General features: G+C 69.0%; 17 protein-coding genes and 2 tRNA genes. 3 read left to right on the forward strand and 16 right to left on the reverse strand.

The genetic code is table 11. The features are described from left to right. Nucleotides 1-77 precede the first annotated feature (77 nt). The 9 genes from rodA to ACIQAC_RS04555 all read right to left on the reverse strand — a co-directional run bounded on the left by rodA (nucleotide 78) and on the right by ACIQAC_RS04555 (nucleotide 12,340). Entirely contained in the window at nucleotides 78-1,277 is a 1,200-nt protein-coding gene (rodA, locus tag ACIQAC_RS04515) for a rod shape-determining protein RodA (RefSeq protein WP_402186866.1), read from the reverse strand. Then, the gene (gene mrdA, locus ACIQAC_RS04520; protein WP_402186868.1) at nucleotides 1,274-3,532 is read right to left on the reverse strand and encodes a penicillin-binding protein 2; all 2,259 of its coding nucleotides are present in this window, start codon (nucleotides 3,530-3,532) and stop codon (nucleotides 1,274-1,276) included. Before mrdA ends, rodA begins: the two co-directional genes overlap by 4 nt. Nucleotides 3,533-3,725: 193 nt before the next feature. Beyond that, on the reverse strand, nucleotides 3,726-4,409 hold the full coding sequence (gene mreD / locus ACIQAC_RS04525) for a rod shape-determining protein MreD (protein WP_402186870.1): 684 nt from the start codon (nucleotides 4,407-4,409) through the stop codon (nucleotides 3,726-3,728). A gap of 13 nt (nucleotides 4,410-4,422) precedes the next feature. Further along, nucleotides 4,423-5,385, reverse strand: a complete 963-nt coding sequence (gene mreC, locus ACIQAC_RS04530) for a rod shape-determining protein MreC (protein WP_402186871.1) — start codon at nucleotides 5,383-5,385, stop codon at nucleotides 4,423-4,425. Between the two features lie 195 nt (nucleotides 5,386-5,580). Further along, entirely contained in the window at nucleotides 5,581-6,600 is a 1,020-nt protein-coding gene (locus ACIQAC_RS04535; RefSeq protein ID WP_004931372.1) for a rod shape-determining protein, read from the reverse strand. A 449-nt stretch (nucleotides 6,601-7,049) separates the two neighbouring features. Next, on the reverse strand, nucleotides 7,050-7,463 hold the full coding sequence (gene ndk / locus ACIQAC_RS04540) for a nucleoside-diphosphate kinase (protein ID WP_402186873.1): 414 nt from the start codon (nucleotides 7,461-7,463) through the stop codon (nucleotides 7,050-7,052). A gap of 66 nt (nucleotides 7,464-7,529) precedes the next feature. Beyond that, nucleotides 7,530-7,895 (reverse strand): DUF4233 domain-containing protein, encoded by a 366-nt coding sequence (locus ACIQAC_RS04545; RefSeq protein WP_402186874.1) that lies wholly within the window; start codon nucleotides 7,893-7,895, stop codon nucleotides 7,530-7,532. Between the two features lie 8 nt (nucleotides 7,896-7,903). After that, nucleotides 7,904-9,388, reverse strand: coding sequence for a bifunctional folylpolyglutamate synthase/dihydrofolate synthase (locus ACIQAC_RS04550; protein ID WP_402186876.1), 1,485 nt, complete (start codon nucleotides 9,386-9,388; stop codon nucleotides 7,904-7,906). A 300-nt stretch (nucleotides 9,389-9,688) separates the two neighbouring features. After that, a complete protein-coding gene (locus tag ACIQAC_RS04555) occupies nucleotides 9,689-12,340 on the reverse strand; it encodes a valine--tRNA ligase (protein ID WP_402186877.1) in 2,652 nt (883 codons plus the stop codon). Nucleotides 12,341-12,475: 135 nt separating this feature from the next. On the opposite strand from ACIQAC_RS04555, the gene ACIQAC_RS04560 reads away from it, so the two are divergent. Beyond that, nucleotides 12,476-13,456, forward strand: a complete 981-nt coding sequence (locus ACIQAC_RS04560; RefSeq protein WP_402186878.1) for a hypothetical protein — start codon at nucleotides 12,476-12,478, stop codon at nucleotides 13,454-13,456. Nucleotides 13,457-13,547: 91 nt separating this feature from the next. Here ACIQAC_RS04560 and clpX read toward each other — a convergent pair whose 3' ends face one another. The 5 genes from clpX to ACIQAC_RS04585 form a co-directional block, all read right to left on the reverse strand. Continuing rightward, the gene (clpX, locus tag ACIQAC_RS04565; protein ID WP_402186879.1) at nucleotides 13,548-14,834 is read right to left on the reverse strand and encodes an ATP-dependent Clp protease ATP-binding subunit ClpX; all 1,287 of its coding nucleotides are present in this window, start codon (nucleotides 14,832-14,834) and stop codon (nucleotides 13,548-13,550) included. A 224-nt stretch (nucleotides 14,835-15,058) separates the two neighbouring features. Continuing rightward, the gene (locus ACIQAC_RS04570; protein ID WP_402186881.1) at nucleotides 15,059-15,739 is read right to left on the reverse strand and encodes an ATP-dependent Clp protease proteolytic subunit; all 681 of its coding nucleotides are present in this window, start codon (nucleotides 15,737-15,739) and stop codon (nucleotides 15,059-15,061) included. 51 nt (nucleotides 15,740-15,790) lie between these two features. Continuing rightward, nucleotides 15,791-16,396 (reverse strand): ATP-dependent Clp protease proteolytic subunit, encoded by a 606-nt coding sequence (locus ACIQAC_RS04575; RefSeq protein WP_402186976.1) that lies wholly within the window; start codon nucleotides 16,394-16,396, stop codon nucleotides 15,791-15,793. A 241-nt stretch (nucleotides 16,397-16,637) separates the two neighbouring features. Further along, nucleotides 16,638-18,044: a trigger factor gene (gene tig, locus ACIQAC_RS04580; RefSeq protein WP_402186883.1), complete on the reverse strand. Its 1,407-nt coding sequence runs from the start codon at nucleotides 18,042-18,044 to the stop codon at nucleotides 16,638-16,640. 170 nt (nucleotides 18,045-18,214) lie between these two features. Next, nucleotides 18,215-18,291 (reverse strand) — tRNA-Pro (locus ACIQAC_RS04585). Nucleotides 18,292-18,455: 164 nt separating this feature from the next. Between ACIQAC_RS04585 and ACIQAC_RS04590 the strand changes: the two genes are divergently transcribed. Next, nucleotides 18,456-18,529: transfer RNA gene (locus ACIQAC_RS04590), tRNA-Gly, on the forward strand. A 67-nt stretch (nucleotides 18,530-18,596) separates the two neighbouring features. Here the strand turns inward: ACIQAC_RS04590 and ACIQAC_RS04595 are convergent. Together ACIQAC_RS04595 and ACIQAC_RS04600 are read right to left on the reverse strand one after the other, a co-directional pair. Next, the gene (locus tag ACIQAC_RS04595; RefSeq protein ID WP_402186885.1) at nucleotides 18,597-20,933 is read right to left on the reverse strand and encodes a protein kinase; all 2,337 of its coding nucleotides are present in this window, start codon (nucleotides 20,931-20,933) and stop codon (nucleotides 18,597-18,599) included. Between the two features lie 44 nt (nucleotides 20,934-20,977). Then, nucleotides 20,978-21,172: a hypothetical protein gene (locus tag ACIQAC_RS04600; RefSeq protein ID WP_307620587.1), complete on the reverse strand. Its 195-nt coding sequence runs from the start codon at nucleotides 21,170-21,172 to the stop codon at nucleotides 20,978-20,980. A 417-nt stretch (nucleotides 21,173-21,589) separates the two neighbouring features. Between ACIQAC_RS04600 and ACIQAC_RS04605 the strand changes: the two genes are divergently transcribed. Then, the gene (locus tag ACIQAC_RS04605) at nucleotides 21,590-22,738 is read left to right on the forward strand and encodes an acyltransferase family protein (protein ID WP_402186886.1); all 1,149 of its coding nucleotides are present in this window, start codon (nucleotides 21,590-21,592) and stop codon (nucleotides 22,736-22,738) included. Nucleotides 22,739-22,741: the final 3 nt, after the last annotated feature.

Consider the following 22,741-nt stretch of genomic DNA (forward strand, 5'->3'; position numbering starts at 1 on the left):
ACTCCAGGCGGGAGTGGCGTGAATCAGCTCACGGCGGGCGCCGGCACCTGCCGACGCCCACCCGCCCGGCGACCGCCTCAGGCCGACATCGGCCGCTGCACTCTGATCGACTGCAACAGCCCCACGGCCACCCAGACCGCGAACATCGACGTACCTCCGTACGACACGAAGGGCAGCGGCAGGCCCGTGACCGGCATGATCCCGAGGGTCATCCCGATGTTCTCGAAGGCCTGGAAGGCGAACCAGGCGACGATCCCGGCGGCGACGATCGTGCCGTACAGCTCGGTCGTCTCGCGGGCGATCCGGCAGGCCCGCCACAGCACGATCCCGAGCAGCACGATGATCAGGCCACCGCCCACGAAGCCGAGCTCCTCGCCCGCGACCGTGAAGACGAAGTCGGTCTGCTGCTCCGGCACGAACTGCCCGGTGGTCTGCGAGCCGTGGAAGAGCCCCGAGCCCGTCAGACCGCCGGAACCGATGGCGATCCGGGCCTGGTTGGTGTTGTAGCCGACGCCCGCCGGGTCGAGGTCCGGGTTGGCGAAGGCGGCGAAGCGGTTGATCTGGTACTCGTCGAGGATCCCGAGCTGCCAGACCGCGAGCGCGCCCAGCGTGCCCGTACCGAGCAGGCCGAAGACCCAGCGGTTGGTGGCGCCGGAGGCCAGCAGCACACCCAGCACGATGATGACCATGACCATGACCGAGCCCAGGTCGGGCATCAGCATCACGATCAGCATCGGAACGGCCGCGAGGCCCAGCGCCTGGAGCACGGTCCGGTGGTCCGGGTAGGGCTTGTCGCCCGCGTCCACCCGTGCCGCCAGCAGCATCGCCATGCCCAGGATGATCGTGACCTTCACGAACTCCGAGGGCTGGAGCGAGAAGCCGGCGCCGATCGCGATCCAGGAGTGGGCGCCGTTGACCGTGGTGCCGAGCGGGGTGAGCACCAGCAGGATCAGGAAGACCGACGCGCCGTACAGCAGGGGCACCGCGGTGCGCAGGGTGCGGTGGCCGAGCCAGACCGTGGCGATCATCAGGGCGATGCCGATGCCGGTGTTCAGCAGGTGGCGGACCAGGAAGTAGTACTGGTCGCCCTGGTTGATCTCCGTGCGGTTGCGGGTCGCCGAGTAGACCAGCACGGCGCCGATCAGGGACAGCGCGACCGCCGCGAGCAGTATCGGCCAGTCGAGCCGGCGGGCCATTCCGTCGCGGGCCAGCACACGGGTCCAGCCGGCCTTCTGCGGGCCGTACCCCGAGACCTGGAAGCTGTTGGCGCCGGTCATGAGCACATCCTCCGGCTTCCCCTGGACCGCGCACGTCGTCGCCGCCGGGTCTGGCGGTTGTCCTGGCCCGGCGTCTGCACGGTGCCCGCCGGCTGCACGCCGCCCTCCGGGTCCTCGGCACCCTTCTGCGAGGCCTGCTGGTCCTTCGCCGGGTCCTTGGAGATCTTCGGGGCGTTGATCGTGCCGTCGGTGCGGACCTTCGGCAGGTTCTTCTGCGGGGTCGGCAGCAGCGCGTTCTTCTTGCTGATCGTGCCGTCGTCGGCGACGCCGTACAGGGCGTCGTATATGTTGCGGACTGCCGGGCCGGAGGCGCCGGAGCCCGTACCACCCTGGGAGATCGTCATGACGATCGTGTAGTCGTCGGTGTAGGTGGCGAACCAGGACGTGGTCTGCTTGCCGTAGACCTCCGCCGTACCCGTCTTGGCGTGCATCGGGATCTTGTCCTGCGGCCAGCCCTCGAACCGCCAGGCCGCCGTACCCCGGGTGGCCACGCCCTCCAGGGCGTCGTCCATCTGCGCCAGCGTCTGTCGGTTCACCGGCAGCTTGCCGTGCGCCTTGGGCTTGATCTCGCTGACCTGCTTGCCGTCGGCGCTGATGACGGCCTTGCCGACCGTCGGGTCGTACAGCGTGCCGCCGTTGGCGATGGCGCCGTAGATGGTGGCCATCTGGATCGGCGTCACCAGGGTGTCGCCCTGGCCGATGGAGTAGTTGATCTCGTCACCGGCGCGCATCTTGTTGCCCTCGAGGCAGTTCTCGTACGCGATCTTCTCGACGTAGGAGCCGTCCTTCTTGCCGGTCTTGCACCAGGCGTCCTTGTTGGCGTCCCAGTACGACTGCTTCCACTCGCGGTCCGGGACCCGGCCGGTGACCTCGTTGGGCAGGTCGATGCCGGTCTCCTTGCCGAGACCGAACTGATGGGCGGCCTGGTAGAAGTAGTCCTTCGGCTCGCCCTTCTTCGGGTTGATGCCGCCGTCCTTCTTCCACTCGTTGTGCGCGAGGGAGTAGAAGACGGTGTCGCAGGAGACCTCCAGGGCCCGGCCGAGGTCGATCGGGCCGTAGTTCGCCGACTCGAAGTTCTTGAAGACCTGGCCGCCGACCGAGTACGAGCTGGAGCAGTTGTACCGGCCGTCGAAGTCGTAGCCCGCCTCGACCGCGGCGGCCGTGGAGACCACCTTGAAGATCGAGCCCGGTGCCGCCTGACCCTGTATGGCCCGGTTGAGCAGCGGGTAGTTGGAGGACTTGCCGGTGAGCCTGGTGTAGTCCTTCGCGGAGATGCCGCCGACCCAGGCGTTGGGGTCGTAGGTCGGGTTGGACGCCATGGCGACGACCCGGCCCGTCTTGGCCTCCATCACCACCACGGCACCGGCGTCGGCCTTGTACTTCTCCTGGGTGTTGCGGTCCCACTCCTTGCGGGCCGCCTTCATCGCCTCGTTGAGCTCGAACTCGGCGACGCGCTGCACCCGGGCGTCGATGCTGGTGACCAGGTTCGAACCGGGCTGGGCGGGGTCGGCCTCGGCCTCGCCGATGACCCGGCCGAGATTGTCCACCTCGTAGCGGGTGACGCCGGCCTTGCCGCGCAGCTCCTTGTCGTACTCCCGCTCGAGGCCCGAGCGGCCGACCTGGTCGGAGCGCAGGTACGGCGAGTCGGTGTCCTGCGCCTGCTGGATCTCCTGGTCGGTGACCGGCGAGAGATAGCCGAGGACCTGGGCGGTGTTGGCCTGGCCCGGCGCCGCGTACCGCCGGACGGCCTGGGGCTCCGCGGTGATGCCGGGGAAGTCCTCGGCGCGCTCGCGGATCTGGAGGGCCTGGCGGGCGGTGGCCTCGTCGGTGATGGGGATCGGCTGGTACGGCGAGCCGTTCCAGCAGGGCTGGGGGGTCTGCGCGTCGCAGAGCCGGACCTTCTCCTTGACCTCCTGGGGCTCCATGCCCAGGACGCCCGCGAGCTTGGTGAGGACGGCGTCGCCGTCGTCCGGCATCTTCATGAGGTCGGTGCGGGAGGCGGAGACCACGAGCCGTGTCTCGTTGTCCGCGATGGGCACGCCTCGCGCGTCCAGGATGGAGCCGCGCACGGCGGGCTGGACGACCTGCTGGACGTGGTTGCCGGAGGCCTCCTTGGCGTACTCCGAGCCCTCGCGGATCTGGAGGTACCACAGCCGGCCGCCGAGGGTGCCGAGGAGGGAGAGGACGAGGATCTGGATGACGACGAGACGGATCTGGACCCTTGGGGTCCGTCCGGTCTCCGGAATGTTCGTCATGGGCGCAGTCCATCCCTTGGAAGGGTGGCGGCGGGCGACGGGTGGGCGTTGGTCACTGCGGCTGTCTCCCCCTCTCAGTGCGCGTACGCGGACGGACGTACGACTGAGGCGTGTGTGCGTACGAGTGTTGAACGACCGGTCCGCGAGACGCGGTTCCGCCCCGGCTCGCCCGTTCGGGTGAACTCCCCTGCGGTCACAGCCGCTTGACCCCCTTGATGCGTCCGGCGCGCGCCACCCTGGCCCGCGCCGCCTTCACCTTCAGTCCGCCGAGACCGCCGCGCTGGTTGCCGATGCGCAGGCCGGTGCCGGAGGAGAGCCAGCCGGAGGAGATGTCGGCGCTCTTCTTCGCGGCGGAGGAGCTCTCGGCCAGCGGGTCGTTCTCCGCGCGGCGGGCGAGCGCCATGATGCCGGGGACGACGAACGGGGCGAGCAGCAGGTCGTACAGCGCGGCCGTGAACAGCAGGCTGGGCAGGCCGACATGACGGGCGGCGGTGTCGCCGACGAGGGCGCCGACACCCGCGTACAGCAGAGTGGTGCTGATCGCGGCGACGACGACCACGGCCATCGGGCCGGTCGCGGACTTCAGCCGGCCGTTCTCCGGCTTGACCAGTCCGGCGAGGTAGCCGATGACGGCCAGCACGAGCGCGTAGCGGCCGGCCGCGTGGTCGGCGGGCGGGGCCAGGTCGGTGAGCAGGCCGGCGCCGAAGCCGACGAGGGCGCCGCCGACATGGCCGTAGACCAGGGCGAGGCCCAGGACCGTGAGGAGTACCAGGTCGGGCACGGCGCCCGGGAGGTGCAGCCGGGCGAGGACGCTCACCTGGATCACCAGGGCGACGACGACCAGGGTGGAGGAGAGCAGGATTCTGTTGAAACGCATGAGTTCAGCTCCCCTACTGGTCTTGGTCTTGCTGGAACTGGCCGTCGGCGGGCGCCTCGCCGTTCTCGACACCCGGTGTCACGGTGACCGTGACCGTCGGGGTGGGCGTGGGTCTCGGCTTCTTCGGAAGCACGGTGTCCCGGGGATCCTTCTTCGGTGCCTCGACGACCACACCGACGATGTCGAGCTTGCTGAAGCCGACGAACGGCGTGACGTACAGCGTCCGGGTCAGGTCGCCGCCGGACGGGTCGACGCGGGAGACCACACCGACGGGCACACCCGGCACGAACGGCTTGTCGGCCTGGGAGCCGAAGGTGACCAGACGGTCGCCCTTCTTGATCTCCGCCTTGCCGTTGAGCAGTTCGACGCGGAGCGGGCGGTCGCCCTGGCCGGAGGCGAAGCCGAGTTCGTCGCTGCCCTCCATTCGGGTGCCGACGGTGAAGTCGGGGTCGTTGGCGAGCAGCACGGTCGCGGTGTTGGGGCCGACGGTGGTGACGCGTCCGACGAGGCCGTCGCCGTTCAGGACGGTCATGTCGCGCTTGATGCCGTCGTTGGCGCCGATGTCGATGGTGACGGTCCAGGAGAAGCCCTGGGCCGCTCCTATCGCGATGACCTCGGCACCCTTGATGCCGTACTGGCCCTCGCCCGCGATCTTCAGCATCTTGTCGAGCTGGGCGAGGCGGCTGCGGCCGCGGTCGTCGCTGCCGAGCTCAGCCTTCAGGGAGGCGTTCTCCCGCTCCAGCTCGGCGAGCCGGTCGTGCCGTTCACCGGAGTCGCGGACCGCGGCGATCGCGTTGCCCACCGGGTCGACCGCGTACGACACTCCGTTCTCGATCGGACCGAAGACAGTCGCCGCGGTCTGCCGGGCACCGTCGACCGGTGAATCCTCCCCGCCGCGGATGTCCACCGTGATCAGTGCGAACGCGATGGCGATCAGCAGCACCAGGAGCAGCCGGCTCTCTCGTGTGTCCCTCACGTGCGGCGGCCGTGCCCTTCCTCATAGGAATTACGGGTATGGGTGAGTGCGGTTTTGTGCAGCGGATGCAGTGGATGCAGATGGGTGCAAGTGGGTGCAGATGGATGCGGATATGTACGGAGGAGCTTATGCCTCAATATCAACGATCCGCCGTACGAGAGGAGATCGTCTCGTACGGCGGAATCGAAGAGTTATTCATCTGCGCGGCTGGGCGTCGAGAACCTGCTGGAGGGCCTCGAACTCCTCGACGCACTTTCCGGAACCGAGCGCCACGCTGTCCAGCGGGTCCTCGGCGATGTGGATCGGCATACCGGTCTCCCGGCGCAGCCGTTCGTCGAGTCCGCGCAGCAGGGCTCCGCCGCCGGTGAGAACGATTCCGCGGTCCATGATGTCGCCGGACAACTCCGGCGGACACTTGTCGAGCGTGGTCTTCACCGCGTCGACGATCGCGTTGACCGGTTCCTCGATCGCCTTGCGCACTTCGGCGGCGGAGATGACGACCGTCTTGGGCAGTCCGGAGACCAGGTCCCGGCCGCGGATTTCGGTGTGCTCGTCGGCGTCGAGGTCGTACGCAGAACCGATCGTGATCTTGATCTGTTCGGCCGTGCGCTCACCCAGCAGGAGCGAGTACTCCTTCTTGATGTGCTGGATGATCGCGTTGTCCAGCTCGTCGCCCGCGACCCGGATGGACTGCGCGGTGACGATGCCGCCGAGCGAGATGACCGCGACCTCCGTCGTGCCGCCGCCGATGTCCACCACCATGTTGCCCGTGGCCTCGTGGACCGGCAGGCCGGAGCCGATGGCGGCCGCCATGGGCTCCTCGATGATGTGCACCTGGCGGGCGCCGGCCTGGGACGACGCCTCGATGACGGCGCGGCGCTCGACGCCCGTGATGCCGGAGGGCACACAGACGACGACCCGCGGCCGAGCCAGATACCGCCGCTTGTGGATCTTCAGGATGAAGTAGCGGAGCATCCGCTCGGTGATCTCGAAGTCGGCGATGACGCCGTCCTTCAGCGGGCGTACGGCAACGATGTTGCCCGGTGTGCGCCCGATCATCTTCTTCGCTTCGGCGCCGACCGCGAGAATTCCACCGGTGTTGGTGTTGATCGCGACGACGGACGGCTCATTGAGTACGATCCCGCGACCCCTGACGTACACCAGCGTGTTGGCGGTCCCGAGGTCGACAGCCATGTCACGGCCGATGAACGACATTGAGTTCCCCATCAGGATTCGACTGGCCTTCCCACGGAGCTTGAGGGCTTTTCAGGTAGGCGAGGTGGGTGCGGTGACGTGAAGGCTTCCATCGTAGACGCGCCTGCACGAACACCGCGCGAGGGTCTTCGCCATTGTCAGCAGATGGCGCGCCGCCTCGCTTCTGGAGACGGTCCATCAGGGGCATTCGTTCCCCCGATCGCCGCGCATATGCCAAAGGGCGGTCGAAAAGGTGCGGTCGTGGCGGGTCGCCCGCGGGTTCCGGGTGACGCCCCGTCAGGAAAATTACCGAAACTTACACCGGCTCCGGCCAGGACCGTACGGAGCCGGGCGCGGCCCGCGTGCGGGGCAGCGCCCGATTCCGTTCAACGGGGGCGGACGGCGTGTCGCCGAGGGGCGCAGTGCCGGACGCGGTGCCGGACGGGTGCCGGACGCGGTGCCGGACGGGGTTACGCGCGGCCCGGGAAGAAGATCTTGACCTCGCGCTCGGCGGACTCCTCCGAGTCGGACGCGTGGATCAGGTTCTCGCGCACGATCACACCGAAGTCGCCGCGGATCGAACCGGGCGCGGCCGCGATCGGGTCGGTCGGACCGGCCAGCGCCCGCACACCCTCGACGACCCGCTCACCCTCGACGATCAGCGCGACGACCGGACCCGACGACATGAACTCCACCAGCGGCTCGTAGAAGGGCTTGCCCTTGTGCTCGCCGTAGTGCTGCTCCAGCGTCTCCTGGTCCAGCGAGCGCAGCTCCAGCGCGGTGATCTGCCAGCCGGCCTTGCGCTCGATGCGGCTGATGATCTCGCCGGTCAGGCCACGACGGACGGCGTCGGGCTTGAGGAGGACGAGGGTGCGCTGGGTCACGGGAGGACTCCTTCATACCTACAGGTGTGCGGTGGCACGAGGCTACAGGGCCCTTCTGAGGGCCTGTTACGCAGCGCCCGCCGAAGGCCCCGGCGACGGTTCGCCCTGCGCCGCGAACCGCGCCCTGGCCTCGTCGATCTTCCGCCCGTAGTGCACCGAGGCCCACCACAGGGCCGCGAACATCGCGCCCATGAAGAACATCGTCGGGACCACAAACCCGGAGGCGACGAGCAGCGCCTGGAGCCCCCAGCCGAGGGCGACACCGCCGGGCCGGGTGACCAGACCGCACAGCACCAGCGACAGGAACATCGCGATCCCGCACACCGTCCACACCGTCGACGTGGCCAGGTCCGGGTCCTTCATGGCGACCAGACCGGCGAAGCCGATGACGAAGAACTCACCGATCAGCGTCGAAGAACAGAGCGTACGCATTTCTGGCCTCAGCCCTTCCCCAGCAGCAACCGGGCCTCGCCCACGGTGATCACGGACCCGGTGACGAGCACACCGCCGCCGGCGAACTCGCCGTCCTCCTCGGCCAGCGTGATCGCCGCCTCCAGCGCGTCCGGCAGCCGCGGCTCGACCTGCACCCGGTCCTCGCCGAACACCTCGACGGCGATACCGGCCAGCTCGTCGGCGTCCATCGCGCGATGGCTGGAGTTCTGGGTGACGACGATCTCCGCGAAGATCGGCTCGAAGGCTTCGAGCAGCCCCCGTACGTTCTTGTCGGCGCTCGCGCCCACGACCCCGATCAGCCGGGTGAACTGGAACGCCTCCTCGACCGCCGCGGTCACCGCACGCGCCCCCGCCGGATTGTGCGCGGCGTCCAGGACGACGGTCGGCGAACGGCGTACGACCTCCAGGCGGCCCGGTGACGCCACCGTCGCGAACGCCTTGCGCACGGTGTCGATGGACAGCGGCTCCGAGTGCTGCGAGCCGACGCCGAAGAACGCCTCGACCGCGGCCAGCGCCACCGCCGCGTTGTGCGCCTGGTGGGCGCCGTGCAGCGGCAGATACACCTCTTCGTACTCGCCGCCGAGCCCGCGCAGCGTGACCAGCTGCCCGCCTACGGCCACCTGGCGCGCCACGACCCCGAACTCCAGGCCCTCGCGCGCGACCGTCGCGTCGACCTCGACGGCCTTCTTCAGCAGCACCTGCGCGGCGTCCACCGGCTGCTGGGCCATGATCACGGTCGCGCCCTGCTTGATGATCCCGGACTTCTCCCCGGCGATCTCACCGGGGGTGTTGCCGAGGCGGTCGGTGTGGTCGAGGTCGATCGGGGTGACGACGGCGACGTCCCCGTCGATGACGTTGGTGGCGTCCCAGCTGCCGCCCATACCGACCTCGACGACGGCGACGTCGACGGGCGCGTCCGCGAAGGCGGCGTACGCCATGCCGGTCAGCACCTCGAAGAACGACAGCCGGTACTCCTGTGAGGCGTCGACCATCTCGATGTACGGCTTGATGTCCTGGTACGTCTCGACGAACCGCTCGGCCGAGACCGGCGCCCCGTCCATGCTGATCCGCTCGGTGATCGACTGCACGTGGGGGGAGGTGTACCGCCCGGTGCGCAGTTCGAAGGCGCCGAGCAGGGCCTCGATCATGCGGGCCGTGGACGTCTTGCCGTTGGTTCCGGTGATGTGGATCGAGGGGTACGAGCGCTGGGGCTCGCCCAGGACGTCCATGAGCGCGGCGATGCGGTCCACGGAGGGTTCCAGCTTGGTCTCGCCCCAGCGGGTGGCGAGGTCCGCCTCGACGTCCCTGAGCGCCTTGTCGACCTCGGGGTCTGCCGGTCGCCCGGGCACGTCGGCCTGGGGCGGGCCGCCCTGTGTGCGCAGGGTGCGGCTGCCGGCCTCGATCACCGCGAGGTCGGGGTCGCGGTCGGTCTCGGCGGCGACGATGTCGTCGAAGGGGTCGCTGTCACTCACGTGGCCAGTCTAGAGCGACGCCCCTGGCCGGGGTCGGCTGGTCCACCGGGGCGTCTGCCGAGGGCCGTGCCCCGCAAAACGCCGTTCGGCCGCAGGTCCGTCGTGGCTGGTCGGGCAGTTCCCCGCGCCCCTTGAAAGCGGAAGCCCCGCTGCCCACCCAGCCGCGGGCAGGCGTGCCGCAGGGCGGCACGGGTGGGCGCGGCGGCAACCCCGTCGCGCCGGGTTGCCGCCACGCCCCCTGCTCAGCGCAAACGCCCGGGAACCAGAGGCCCCGGGCGCTCGCAGGGAACGTACGGACGGCTATGACGCGGGCAGGCGGTCCAGCTGTGCGGCGATCCGGTCGATGTCCTCGTCCGCCTTCGACAGGCGGCCGCGGATCTTCTCGACCACGTTGTCCGGGGCCTTGGCCAAGAACGCCTCGTTCCCCAGCTTCGCCTGCGCCTGCGCCTTCTCCTTCTCCGCGGCGGCGAGATCCTTGGCGAGCCGCTTCCGCTCGGCGGCCACGTCGATCGTGCCCGAGAGGTCCAGCGCCACCGTCGCCCCCCCGACCGGCAGCGTCGCCGTCGCCGAGAAGTCGTCCCCCTCCGGCTGGAGCCGCAGCAACTGCCGGATCGCCGTCTCGTGCGGCGCGAGCGCGGTGCCGTCCAGGGACAACCGGGCCGGGACCCGCTGGCCGGGCTGCAACCCCTGGTCGGCCCGGAAGCGCCGGACCTCGGTGATCACGGACTGGAGCGTCTCGATCTCCCGCTCGGCGACCGCGTCCCGGAACCCGCCCGGGGCGGCAGCCCCAGGAACGGACACTGCCGACGGCCACTCGGCGATGACGACCGACTCGCCGCCGGTCAGCGTCGTCCACAGCGTCTCCGTGACGAACGGGACGACCGGGTGCAGCAGCCGCAGCGTGACGTCGAGGACCTCGCCGAGGACCCGCTTGGAGACCTCGGCCGGCTCGCCGCCCGCCTGGAACGTGGTCTTGGACAGCTCGACGTACCAGTCGAAGACCTCGTCCCACGCGAAGTGGAAGAGGGAGTCCGACAACTTGGCGAACTGGAAGTCCTCGTAGAACGCGTCGACCTCGGCGACGACGGAGTTCAGGCGGGACAGGATCCAGCGGTCCGTCGCCGACATCCGCTCCCGGTCCGGCAGCGGGCCCTCGATCGTGGCGCCGTTCATCATCGCGAAGCGCGTCGCGTTCCAGATCTTGTTGGCGAAGTTGCGGGACCCCTGGACCCAGTCCTCGCCGATCGGGACGTCGACGCCCGGGTTGGCGCCGCGGGCCAGCGTGAAGCGCAGGGCGTCGGAGCCGTACTTGTCCATCCAGTCCAGCGGGTTGACCGCGTTGCCGAAGGACTTCGACATCTTCTTGCCGTTCTGGTCACGGACCATGCCGTGCAGCGCGATGGTGTGGAACGGCGGGGTGCCGTCCATCGCGTACAGCCCGAACATCATCATCCGGGCGACCCAGAAGAAGAGGATGTCGTAGCCGGTGACCAGGACGGAGTTCGGGTAGAACTTCGCGAGCGACTCGGTCTGTTCGGGCCAGCCGAGGGTCGAGAACGGCCACAGGCCCGACGAGAACCAGGTGTCGAGGACGTCGGTGTCCTGGTGCCAGCCCTCGCCGCTCGGCGCCTCCTCGTCGGGGCCGACGCAGACGACCTCGCCGTCCGGCCCGTACCAGACGGGGATGCGGTGGCCCCACCACAACTGGCGTGAGATGCACCAGTCGTGGAGGTTGTCGACCCAGTCGAAGTACCGCTTCTCCATCTCCTGCGGGTGGATCCTGACCCGGCCGTCGCGGACCGCGTCACCGGCGGCCTTCGCGAGCGGGCCGACCTTGACCCACCACTGCATGGACAGGCGCGGTTCGATCGTGGTCTTGCAGCGCGAGCAGTGGCCGACGGAGTGAACGTAGGGCCGCTTCTCGGCGACGATCCGGCCCTCGGCACGCAGCGCGGCGACGATGGCCGAGCGGGCCTCCAGGCGGTCCAGGCCCTGGAAGGGGCCGTGGGCGGTGATGGCCGCGTGCTCGTCCATGATCGTGATGGCCGGCAGGTCGTGCCGCTGGCCGATCTCGAAGTCGTTCGGGTCGTGGGCCGGGGTGACCTTGACGGCTCCCGTGCCGAACTCGGGGTCGACGTGCTCGTCGGCGACGACCGGGATGGAACGGTCGGTCAGGGGCAGCTTGATGAGCTTGCCGACGAGGTGCTTGTACCGCTCGTCGTCGGGGTGCACGGCGACGGCGGTGTCACCGAGCATGGTCTCGGCGCGGGTGGTGGCGACGACGATGGTCTCGTCTCCGTCGCCGTACTTCATGGAGACCAGTTCGCCGTCGTCGTCCTGGTACTCGACCTCGATGTCCGAGATCGCGGTCAGACAGCGGGGGCACCAGTTGATGATGCGCTCGGCGCGGTAGATCAGCTCGTCGTCGTAGAGCCGCTTGAAGATGGTCTGGACGGCCTGGGAGAGGCCCTCGTCCATGGTGAAGCGCTCGCGCTGCCAGGCGACGCCGTCGCCGAGGCGGCGCATCTGGCCGGAGATCTGGCCGCCGGACTCGCCCTTCCACTGCCAGACGCGCTCGACGAACGCCTCGCGGCCCAGGTCGTGCCGGGACTTGCCCTCCTTGCCCAGCTCGCGCTCGACGACGTTCTGCGTGGCGATGCCGGCGTGGTCCATGCCGGGCTGCCACAGCGTCTCGAAGCCCTGCATACGCTTGCGGCGCGTCAACGCGTCGATGAGGGTGTGCTCGAAGGCGTGCCCGAGGTGGAGCGAGCCCGTGACGTTCGGCGGCGGGATGACGATCGTGTACGGCGGCTTGTCGCTCTTCGCGTCCGCCTCGAAGTAACCCCGCTCCACCCAGCGCTCGTACAGCGGGCCCTCTACATCGGCCGGCGCGTACTGGGTCGGCAGTTCGGTGTCGGGCGCTGGTGGCTGCTGCTGAGCGTTCTCGGTCACCCGCTCAGTTTAGAGGTGTCGCGGGCGTGTCCCGAAACGCGTTTGTTCTGTAACACCTGGGACCCCGATGCCCTGCGTTCCGGACGCCTGAGCCAGGATGTCAGGAACACATAAGCTTCCGAGGGGGAATCCAGAATGAGCCACAACCAGCCGGGCCCGTACGGCGGGCAGCCCCAGCAGCCCGGTCCGTACGGCCAGCCGGGTCCTTACGGCCAGCCGCCGCAGGCTCCGCAGCCCGGCTACGGCTACCCCCAGCAGCCGGCGCCCCCGCAGCAGCAGCCGGGTTACGGCTACCCGCAGCAGCCCGGTGGCGCACCGCAGCAGCCGGGCGTCCCGCCGCAGCAGCCCCCGTACGGCCAGCAGCCGCCCTACGGCCAGCCCCAGTACGGCCAGCCGCAGTACGGCATGCCCCAGCCCCCGGCCCCGGCCGGCGGCAAGAAGAAGACGGGCCTGATCATCGGCGCGGTCGCGGTCGTCGCGGCCATCGGCGTCGGCGCGTACTTCGTCATCGGCGGAGGCGGCGGCGCGGCCGGCCTGGAGGACGACGGCGCCCACAAGCTGACGACGCCGGCGAAGGTGCTGGGCGAGTACACGCGCGCCTCCGGGGAGCTCTCCGAGGGCAGCGAGGAGGACGTCCAGAAGGACCTGGAGAAGAGCGGCGTCAAGGACGGCACGAGTGTCGTCGGTGTCTACTCGACCGCGGACCTGAGCGGTTACGACCCGAACGACCCCAGCACCATGCCCGACCCGCAGGAAATGGCCACGGCCAAGGGCCTCACGTTCTTCGGCGCGTACGGGGAGATCTCCGACCCCGAGGCCGTTCTGGACAAGTTCTTCGCGGACTTCAAGAAGGAGTCGGCGAAGGACGACTCGGCGAAGCTCGAGGGCGACGCCGTGGACGTCGACATCGACGGGGCCGTGATGAAGTGTCAGGCGGCCTCCACGCCGGCGGACGCGACGACCGGCGCCAAGGCGAAGACGGACTGGTTCTGCGCCTGGGCCGACCACAGCACGCTGGCGATGGTCTCCCCCGGTGACACCACCAAGGGTGTGACGAAGGACGTCGCCGTGGACCTCACGACGAAGCTCCGCCCGGAGATCCGCGTCAAGGCCTGACGCCGTAAGCACCATGCCGAAGGGCCCCGGTCGACTCGACCGGGGCCCTTCGTAGGTTCGACTGCGGACGTGGCCCGCAAGTGCGCGGCGCTCAGGCCGACTTGGCCTCGCCGGAACCGCGGCCCCGTGAATCGCGGGGAATCAGGGTCGGGTTGACGTTCGAGAGGACCACGTCGGCTGTGATGACGACGCGGGCGACGTCCTTGCGGGACGGGACCTCGTACATGACGGCCTGGAGGACTTCCTCCATGATGGCGCGCAGGCCGCGCGCGCCGGTCTGGCGGAGGATGGCCTGGTCGGCGATGGCCTCAAGGGCCTCGCGCTCGAAGTCCAGCTCCACACCGTCGAGTTCGAAGAGCCGCTCGTACTGCTTCACGAGCGCGTTGCGCGGCTCGATGAGGATCTTGAGCAGGGCCTCGCGGTCCAGGTTGTGGACCGAGGTGATGACGGGGAGCCGGCCGATGAACTCCGGGATCATCCCGAACTTGACCAGGTCCTCGGGCATGATGTCCTCGAACTGGTCCTTGGACTGCATCTCGCGCTTGGAGCGGATCGTCGCGCCGAAGCCGATGCCCTTCGCGCCGGCCCGGGACTCGATGATCTTCTCCAGGCCCGCGAAGGCGCCGCCCACGATGAACAGCACGTTCGTCGTGTCGATCTGGATGAACTCCTGGTGCGGGTGCTTGCGGCCGCCCTGCGGCGGAACCGAGGCCGTGGTGCCCTCGAGGATCTTCAGCAGGGCCTGCTGGACACCCTCACCGCTCACGTCCCGGGTGATGGAGGGGTTTTCACTCTTCCGCGCGACCTTGTCGATCTCATCGATGTAGATGATCCCGGTCTCGGCCTTCTTGACGTCGTAGTCGGCCGCCTGGATCAGCTTCAGCAGGATGTTCTCGACGTCCTCGCCGACATAGCCGGCCTCCGTCAGCGCGGTCGCGTCGGCGATGGCGAACGGCACGTTCAGCATGCGCGCGAGGGTCTGGGCGAGGAGGGTCTTGCCGGAGCCCGTGGGGCCCAGCAGGAGGATGTTGGACTTCGCCAACTCGATGGCGTCGTCGCGGCCTTGGGCGCCGCCGTTCTCCCCGGCCTGGACGCGCTTGTAGTGGTTGTACACCGCGACCGAGAGCGCCTTCTTGGCCGGCTCCTGGCCCACGACGTACCCCTCGAGGAACTCGTAGATCTCGCGGGGCTTGGGGAGTTCCTCCCAGCGCACCTCGCTGGTCTCCGCGAGTTCTTCCTCGATGATCTCGTTGCAGAGATCGATGCACTCGTCGCAGATGTACACACCGGGGCCTGCGATGAGCTTCTTGACCTGCTTCTGGCTCTTGCCACAGAACGAGCACTTGAGCAGATCGCCGCCGTCACCGATGCGTGCCACGGTGTGCTTCCCCTTCGCCTGGGAGCGCATGGACCCTTGCGGGTCCAACCGCTCCTGGTGCTGCCTTATGTCCGACGGTACCTTGCCGGGCCCCCCGTTCGGGCCCCCCTTGGCGCGGTTCACTTTGACGTGCACCTTGTCGTGCACCGGGGCAAACCATGCCAAGGGGCGGCAGACGATACTCGGTGGGCCCTCACGTTCGCTCGGGCCGTGGTCCGGCCGTGCTAGCGGACGGAGGCGTTGTTCATCTTCCGGGTCGAGATGATCTGGTCGATCAGCCCGTACGACAGCGCGTCCTCGGCCGTGAGGATCTTGTCGCGCTCGATGTCCTCACGGATCTTGTCGATGTCCGTGGTGGAGTGCTTGGCCAGCATGTCCTCCAGCTGGGCCCGCATCCGCAGGATCTCGTTCGCCGCGATCTCCAGGTCGGAGACCTGGCCGCGGCCCGTCTCGCTGTACGGCTGGTGGATCAGGACGCGCGCGTTCGGCAGGGCCATGCGCTTGCCCGGCGTACCGGCGGCGAGCAGCACGGCCGCGGCGGAGGCCGCCTGGCCCATGCAGACCGTCTGGACGTCCGGCTTGACGAACTGCATCGTGTCGTAGATCGCCGTGAGCGCCGTGAAGGAGCCGCCGGGGCTGTTGATGTAGAGCGAGATGTCCCGGTCGGGGTCCATCGACTCCAGGCAGAGCAGCTGCGACATCACGTCGTTGGCCGACGCGTCGTCGATCTGCACGCCGAGGAAGATCACCCGCTCCTCGAACAGCTTCGAGTACGGGTCGTAGCGCTTGAAGCCCTGGGAGGTGCGCTCCTCGAACTGCGGAAGAACGTACCGGGACTCTGCCCGCGGGCTGGTGTACTCGGCCTGCGCACGGCCGTACGGGCCGCTGCCGGGGAAATCGTTCACTTTCTGTCTCCTAGGAGCTGTCGCGGTCGGCTGGGGCTTCGCAGGGTGCCGTCAGGCACCCGTACCGCCGCCGCCCGGCATACCGGCGGCCGTGGGGATCACGTCGTCGATGAGGCCGTACTCCTTGGCCTCAAGGGCGTCGAACCAGCGGTCGCGGTCCGAGTCGCGAGTGATCTGCTCGATCGACTGGCCCGTGTGCTGGGACGTGAGCTCGGCCATACGGCGCTTGGTGTGCAGCAGCCGCTCGGCGTGGATCTTGATGTCGGAGGCCGAGCCGGCCAGACCCGCGGAGGGCTGGTGGATCAGGATCTCGGCGTTCGGCAGCGCGAAGCGCTTGCCGGGGGTGCCCGCGCTCAGCAGGAACTGGCCCATCGAGGCGGCGAGGCCCATCGCGATCGTCACCACGTCGTTCTTGATGAACTGCATGGTGTCGTAGATCGCCATGCCGGCCGTGATCGAGCCGCCCGGGCTGTTGATGTAGAGGTAGATGTCCTTGTCCGGGTCCGCGGCAAGGAGCAGCAGCTGTGCGGTGATCTTGTTGGCGATGTCATCGTCGACCTGCTGGCCGAGGAAGATGATTCGCTCGCCGAGCAGTCGGTTGTAGACCTGGTCGCCGAGGCCACCACCGATGGAAGGCTCGCCGGCGGCGGAGGGCATCAGATTCGTCACGTATCCACCTGCTCGTCTTGCGACGGTGTTGGGCCGTCTTACGTTCGCCGTATGTCATGGACCCTAACGCGGCAGCCCTGCTGAGGAATCCCGGTAAGGGGGGTGTTCGCCGGGGGCGTAGTCGCTCCGCCGGGCGGGCGGTTCACTCCGCGGGGTGGGCGGGGGCGATGTCGGACCGTACGACAGAGGGCCCCGGGCGCTTCGCGCGCCCAGGGCCCTCTCGTACGGCTTACGCCTCGGGCTTGGCCTCGGCGGGCTCGTCCGTCTTGTCACCCTCGGTGACCTCGGCGGCGGCCTCCGTGGCCGGCTCCGCCGCGGTCTCCTCCTCGTCGTCCAGGTCGACGACCTCGCCGTTGGTGTCCTTGACGGACGCGGCCTCGACCACCACGGCCAGGGCCTTGCCGCGGGCGACCTCACCGACGAGCAGCGGCACCTGGCCCTGCTCGACGACGGCCTGGGCGAACTGGTCGGGGGACATGCCGGAGGAGGCGGCACGGCGCATCAGGTGCTCGGTCAGCTCGTCCTGGTTGACGTTGAGCTTCTCCTGCTTGACCAGCTCGTCGAGGACGAACTGGGTCTTGATGCCCTTGACCGCGGCCTCGCGGGTCTCGGTCTCGAACTCCTCGGCGGTCTTGCCCTGGAGCTCCAGGTACTTGTCGAGGGTGAGGCCCATCTGACCGAGCTGGTGGTGCTCCAGGTTGTGCTTGCGGGTGTTGATCTCGTCGTCGAGGAGCTTCTCGGGGACGGGGACCTCGACCAGCTCCAGGAGCTTCTCCAGGACGCGCTCCTGGGCCTGCGTGGCCTGGTCGAACTGCTTCATGTTCTCCAGCCGCTTGCGGCTGTCGGCACGCAGTTCCTCCAGCGTGTCGAACTCGGAGGCGAGCTGTGCGAACTCGTCGTCCAGCTCGGGCAGTTCACGCGCGGCGACCTGGCTGACCTTGACGGTCACCTCGGCCTCCTTGCCGGCCGCCGAGCCGCCCTTGAGCTCGGAGGTGAAGGTGGCCTCGCCACCGGCCTCCAGGCCCTTCACGGCGTCGTCGATGCCTTCGAGGAGCTCGCCGGAGCCGATGGTGTAGGAGACGCCGTTGGCGATGCCGTCCTCCAGCACCTCGCCCTCGACCTTGGCCTCCAGGTCCAGGGTGACGACGTCACCCTCCTCGGCGGCGCGCTCGACGGGGGACGTGGACGCGAAGCGCTCGCGGAGCTGCTCCACGGACTCCGCGATGTCCTCGTCGCTGACCGCGACGGCGTCGACCTCGACCTCGATGCCGGAGTAGTCCGGGATCTCGATGGTCGGGCGGATGTCGACCTCCGCGGTGAAGTTCAGCGTCTCGCCGTCCTTCAGCTCGGTGATGTCGACGTCCGGCTGGCCCAGGACGTTGAGCTCGGCCTCGTTGACGGCCTCCGTGTAGAACTTCGGCAGCGCGTCGTTGACGGCCTCCTCCAGCACGGCACCGCGGCCGAAGCGCTGGTCGATGACCCGGGCGGGGATCTTGCCCTTGCGGAAACCCTTCACCGTGACCTGCTGGTTGATCTTCTTGTACGCCGCGTCGAGGCTGTCCTTGAGCTCCTCGAAGGGCACCTCGACAGTGAGCCGAACCCGAGTCGGGTTCAGGTTCTCAACGGCGCTCTTCACGGTTCGGTCTCCTTGTGGCTGACTGCTTGGTTTCTGCCGGGGCCCAGACAGGTCCGGCAAATTCGTCGCCCCGAGGACTTCAGTGAACGAGACACACGGGCGCGCAGCTTGCATAGTAACCGCAGCCGCGGAACGCCCCAAAAGGCGATCACGACAGGTGATCGGGTAAGTGGTCGGGGTGGCGGGATTTGAACCCACGGCCTTCCGCTCCCAAAGCGGACGCGCTACCAAGCTGCGCCACACCCCGTCAGGTGCGACACGTAGGGTACATGGCCGCAGGCAGTCGCATCGCCGCATTTACCGCGCGCGGTGCCGGTGGGGTCCGGGGGCGGGAATGTGGTGTGCGGTGAGGGGCCGCGAACCGCTACGATGCTTCCGGTGCCGCGGTCCTCGGACCTGCGGTGCGCGTGTGCGGGCGTAGCTCAATGGTAGAGCACTAGTCTTCCAAACTAGCTACGCGGGTTCGATTCCCGTCGCCCGCTCCAATCGGCCAGGGGCCGGTCACACCGTGCTGGTGTGACCGGCCCCTGTGCGTGGGTACGGAGGCCGGATTCACAGCTTGGTGACGTCCACCGTGAAGACGGAGCGGATGCCGTAGGGGATGTAGAGGGCGTCGCCTACGAGGAGGAGGGGGCGGCCGGAGGCCGAGAGGAGTCCGTATTCGTCGGTCGAGTCGTCTCGGCCGGGAAGCGCGGCCTCGACGGCGCCGGTGCGGGCGTTGAGGGCGGCGACGCGGCCGCCGGGGGACGCCACGTAGACGTGCGTGGCCGAGGCGGCCGGCGGGCCCTGCTGTTCGATGGTGGAGTTCCGCTCCCAGCGCAGTTGGCCGGTCGTCGGCGAAAAGGCTCGGACCATTCCGCTGCGCAGGGTGAAGTAGAGGGTTCCCCGCACCAGATGGACGTTGGTCGAGGCCGACTGGGGCTGGGACAGGTTCAGGGTCCTGACCGCGCCGGTGCGGGTGTCGATCCTGCGGAGCACATGGGTCCCGTCCACACGATCGGTCACCACCAACTGTCCGTTCGACTCGCCCACGACCTCCAGGAACCCGTCCACCTCGTCGGTGGTCCAGCGTGGTTTTCCCGTGGCCGGGTCGAGCTGGGACACGCTGGTGCGGGCGCTTCCGTCGGCCTGCCGGCCGGTCGTACAGCTGAGATACGCGTGTCCGGCCCTCCCCCGGATCTCGCAGCCGCCCCCGCCCTGCGGTACGGGACGGGTCCAGCGGACCTTTCCGTCCTCCGCGTCGAGCAGCGCGTAGGACTCACTCTGGTCGCCGCGGAAGACGATCACGCCCTCGGCCACGGCGGCGGCACCGCCCTGCGACGCGTTCGGCGGGGTGGCGTAGCCGCCGGCGCCGGTCTCGGTCCGCCAGATCACCTTGCCGGAGTCGGCCGCCAGCGCCTGGACTGTGAAGTGGTGGGTGTTGATGTCCGCCGTACCGCGCGCGTCGGACCCGACGGCGTACACCTGGCTGCCATGGACACCGATGATCGCGCCGTCGGCGGAGTCGTAGTCCTTGATCGGGGTCGGGTCCGTGGGCAGGCTCCACTCCCGGTTGCCGTCGGCGAGGGCGAACCCGGCCGCCATGAGGCCGTCGCCGGCGCAGACCACGGACGATGCGGCGCGGACGCAGCTCTCGAAGCCGTTGCCGGGCCCGTCGGAGCCGGAGGGTGCCTTCACCGTGGCCGACCACGGGCGCCAGCCGCTGGGCAGGTCGCTCCGGGCGGCGGTGGTGGTGGTGGTGCGGTCGGTGCTGTCTCCGTCGTCGCGGTTCAGGACGAAGGTCGTGGTGGCGATCGCCGCCAGTACGGCGGTGACCGCCGCGGCAGACAGGAGGACTCGGCGACGGCGGCCCCGGCGGGGGGTGGGGGGCGGCTCGTCCGGGGTGGGGGAGAGCGGGCCGGAGAGGACTACCGCCGGTGGGGCTTCGGCCTCCGGGGTTTCGCGGGCGGGCCAGCCGGCGCCCGCCCACTCCGTGTCCGAGGAGCGGGTGGAGCGGGGGTCCGTCGCGGGGCGGTCGGGGGTCGGTGCGCGTGGGGGTGTGGTGATGGCTCGGAGGAGTTCGTCGCTGTCCAGGAGGGCTACCAGGTCCGCGGCCGTGGGGCGGGACTTCACGTCCTGTTGCAGGCACTCGCGGATGAAGTGGAGCAGCTCCTGCGGCACCCCGAGGAGGTCGGGGGTGCCCTGGACGACCCGTACCGCCGTCTCGTAGGGGCTGGGGCTGTCGAAGGGGCCCCTTCCCGTTGCCGCGAAGGTGACGACCGCGCCCAGCGAGAAGACGTCCGAGGCCGGGCCCACCTCCAGGGGGGCCGAGAACTGTTCCGGGGACATGAAGGGCGGGGTGCCGAGGACGCGGCCGGTTTGCGTGAGGGCGTCGGCGGCGGACTCGGCCGCGCGGGAGATGCCGAAGTCGATGACGCGGGGGCCGTCGTCGGCGAGCATCACGTTGGCGGGCTTGAGGTCGCGGTGGACCACTCCCGCGCGGTGGATGTCGCGCAGCGCCTCGGCGAGGCCGGCGGCCAGTTCGCGCAGTTCGGGGAGGGCGAGCGGGCCGTGGCGGCGGACGTGGGAGCCGAGCGTCTCGCCGGGGATGTAGAGGGTGGCCATCCAGGGGCGGGAGGCGTCGGCGTCGGCGTCGACCACCGGCGCGGTGAACGCGCCGCTGACCCGGCGCGCGGCGGCCAGCTCACGGCGGAACCGCGCCCGGAACTCGTCGTCGCCCGCGTACTGGTCGTGTACGACCTTCACGGCGAGGCGGCGCCCGGAGGCGGAGCGTGCGAGATAGACCACGCCCATGCCACCGGAGCCCAGCCGGTCCTCGATCCGGTAGCCCCCGACCTCCGCCGGATCAGAGTCGCGCAGCGCCATCCCCGTGCCGTCCCCCGTTCGCATCGTCCACAGGTCTCGGACGAGCGTAACCGCAGGGACCGGTTACGTCAGAAGCTGATCGAGTTGATCGTCTCGGCTATCGAGTTCATAAACCTGTTGATCGATGGGGCCATGCCCGTCGAGGCCAGGAAGAAGCCAAAGAGGACGGCCACGATCGCCGGGCCCGCCTTGATCGAACCGCCTCGGATCAACACCACCAGGATGATCGCCAACAGCAGCACCACTGACAGCGAAATGGCCACAACTGATCACACCCTCGGTCGGTCCGCTCTCCCGGCCGGGCTGCGACCACCGCACCCCCGCCAGAACCATGGTGCCACCAACCGGGCCCCACTATGCGAACCGTGACGCATCGTTGGCCAAGGACATGCGATCACGCCCCGCGCCGGCTCGCACGCGCGAGCGGCCGAACTGGCCCGCCACCGGCCCGGATTGCCATTCCCACACCCACCCGAGCTGGGAATTGAACCAAATCGTTTCTGTGTCCACACACTGTGTTCACAGTAATTCAAGGGTGTTTAGAAGGGACATTTCGACTGTGCTCACCGTCACGTTGACGGCGGTGCACACGCGGTGAAATGACGGGCAGGCGAAGTGCAAAAGAACGAATGACGTCGAGGGTTTTACGGAATCCCGTACACAACGCTAGGGTGCCTCAGATGTTCCACGCCGCCACGTCCCCCGCGAGCGCCCCGTCCGGCACACAGACCGCCCCCTCGGGCACCCAGGGCAAACAACGCGACGCGTTCTTCGACAACGCCAAGTACCTGGCCATCGTGCTGGTCGCCATGGGACACGCCTGGGAACCCCTGAAGGGCGAGAGCCGCATCCTGGAGGGTGTGTACACGGTCGTGTACGCCTTCCACATGCCGGCGTTCATCATCATCTCCGGCTACTTCTCCCGCAGTTTCGACATGCGGCCGGACCGGCTCAAGCGACTCGTCACCGGGGTCGCGGTGCCGTACATCCTGTTCGAGACCGCATATCCGCTCTTCAAGCGAGTCGTCGACCACGATCCCGGCCAGGAGATCAGTCTGCTGGACCCCTGGTATCTCACCTGGTTCCTCTGCGCGTTGTTCCTGTGGCGGATGACCACGCCCATCTGGAAGCTCATTCGGTGGCCGCTGCCCGTCGCGCTCGTGATCGCCATGGTCGCCTCCCTCTCCCCCGAGATCGGCGACGACCTGGACCTCCAGCGCGTGTTGCAGTTCCTGCCGTACTTCGTCCTCGGCCTGTGCATGAAGCCCGAGCACTTCCGGCTGGTGCGCCGGAAGTCCGTACGGATCCTGTCCGTTCCGGTGTTCGCGGCGGCCCTCGTCGTCGGCTGGTGGGCCGTGCCGCGGATGAACACCGGCTGGTTCTACCACCGTGACGCCGCCGTGGAACTGGGCGCGCCCTCCTGGACCGGGCCCGTCATGGTGCTGGCCCTGTTCGGCTGCTCCCTGCTGCTGACCGCCTGTTTCTTCGCGTGGGTGCCGGGCCGGACCTTCTGGTTCACGGCACTGGGCGCGGGCACGCTGTACGGCTATCTGCTGCACGGGTTCCTGGTCAAGGCCGGCGACTACCGGGGCTGGTTCGAGCACGACTGGCTGTACACACCGCTCGGCGAGATCTTCGTCACAGTGGTGGCGGCGGCCGCGGTCACCCTGTTGTGCACACGGCCCGTCCAGCGGCTGTTCCGTTTCGCCATGGAGCCGAAGATGAACTGGGCGTTCCGGCCGGACACCGCCCAAGTCGCCCGTGAGCGGGCGAAGAACGGCGAACACCCGTCGGCCACGGCCACCGAACGCGCCAAGGTCGACGCCTGACCT

Source organism: Streptomyces sp. NPDC088387 (assembly GCF_044753385.1).
Classification (GTDB): Bacteria; Actinomycetota; Actinomycetes; order Streptomycetales; family Streptomycetaceae; genus Streptomyces.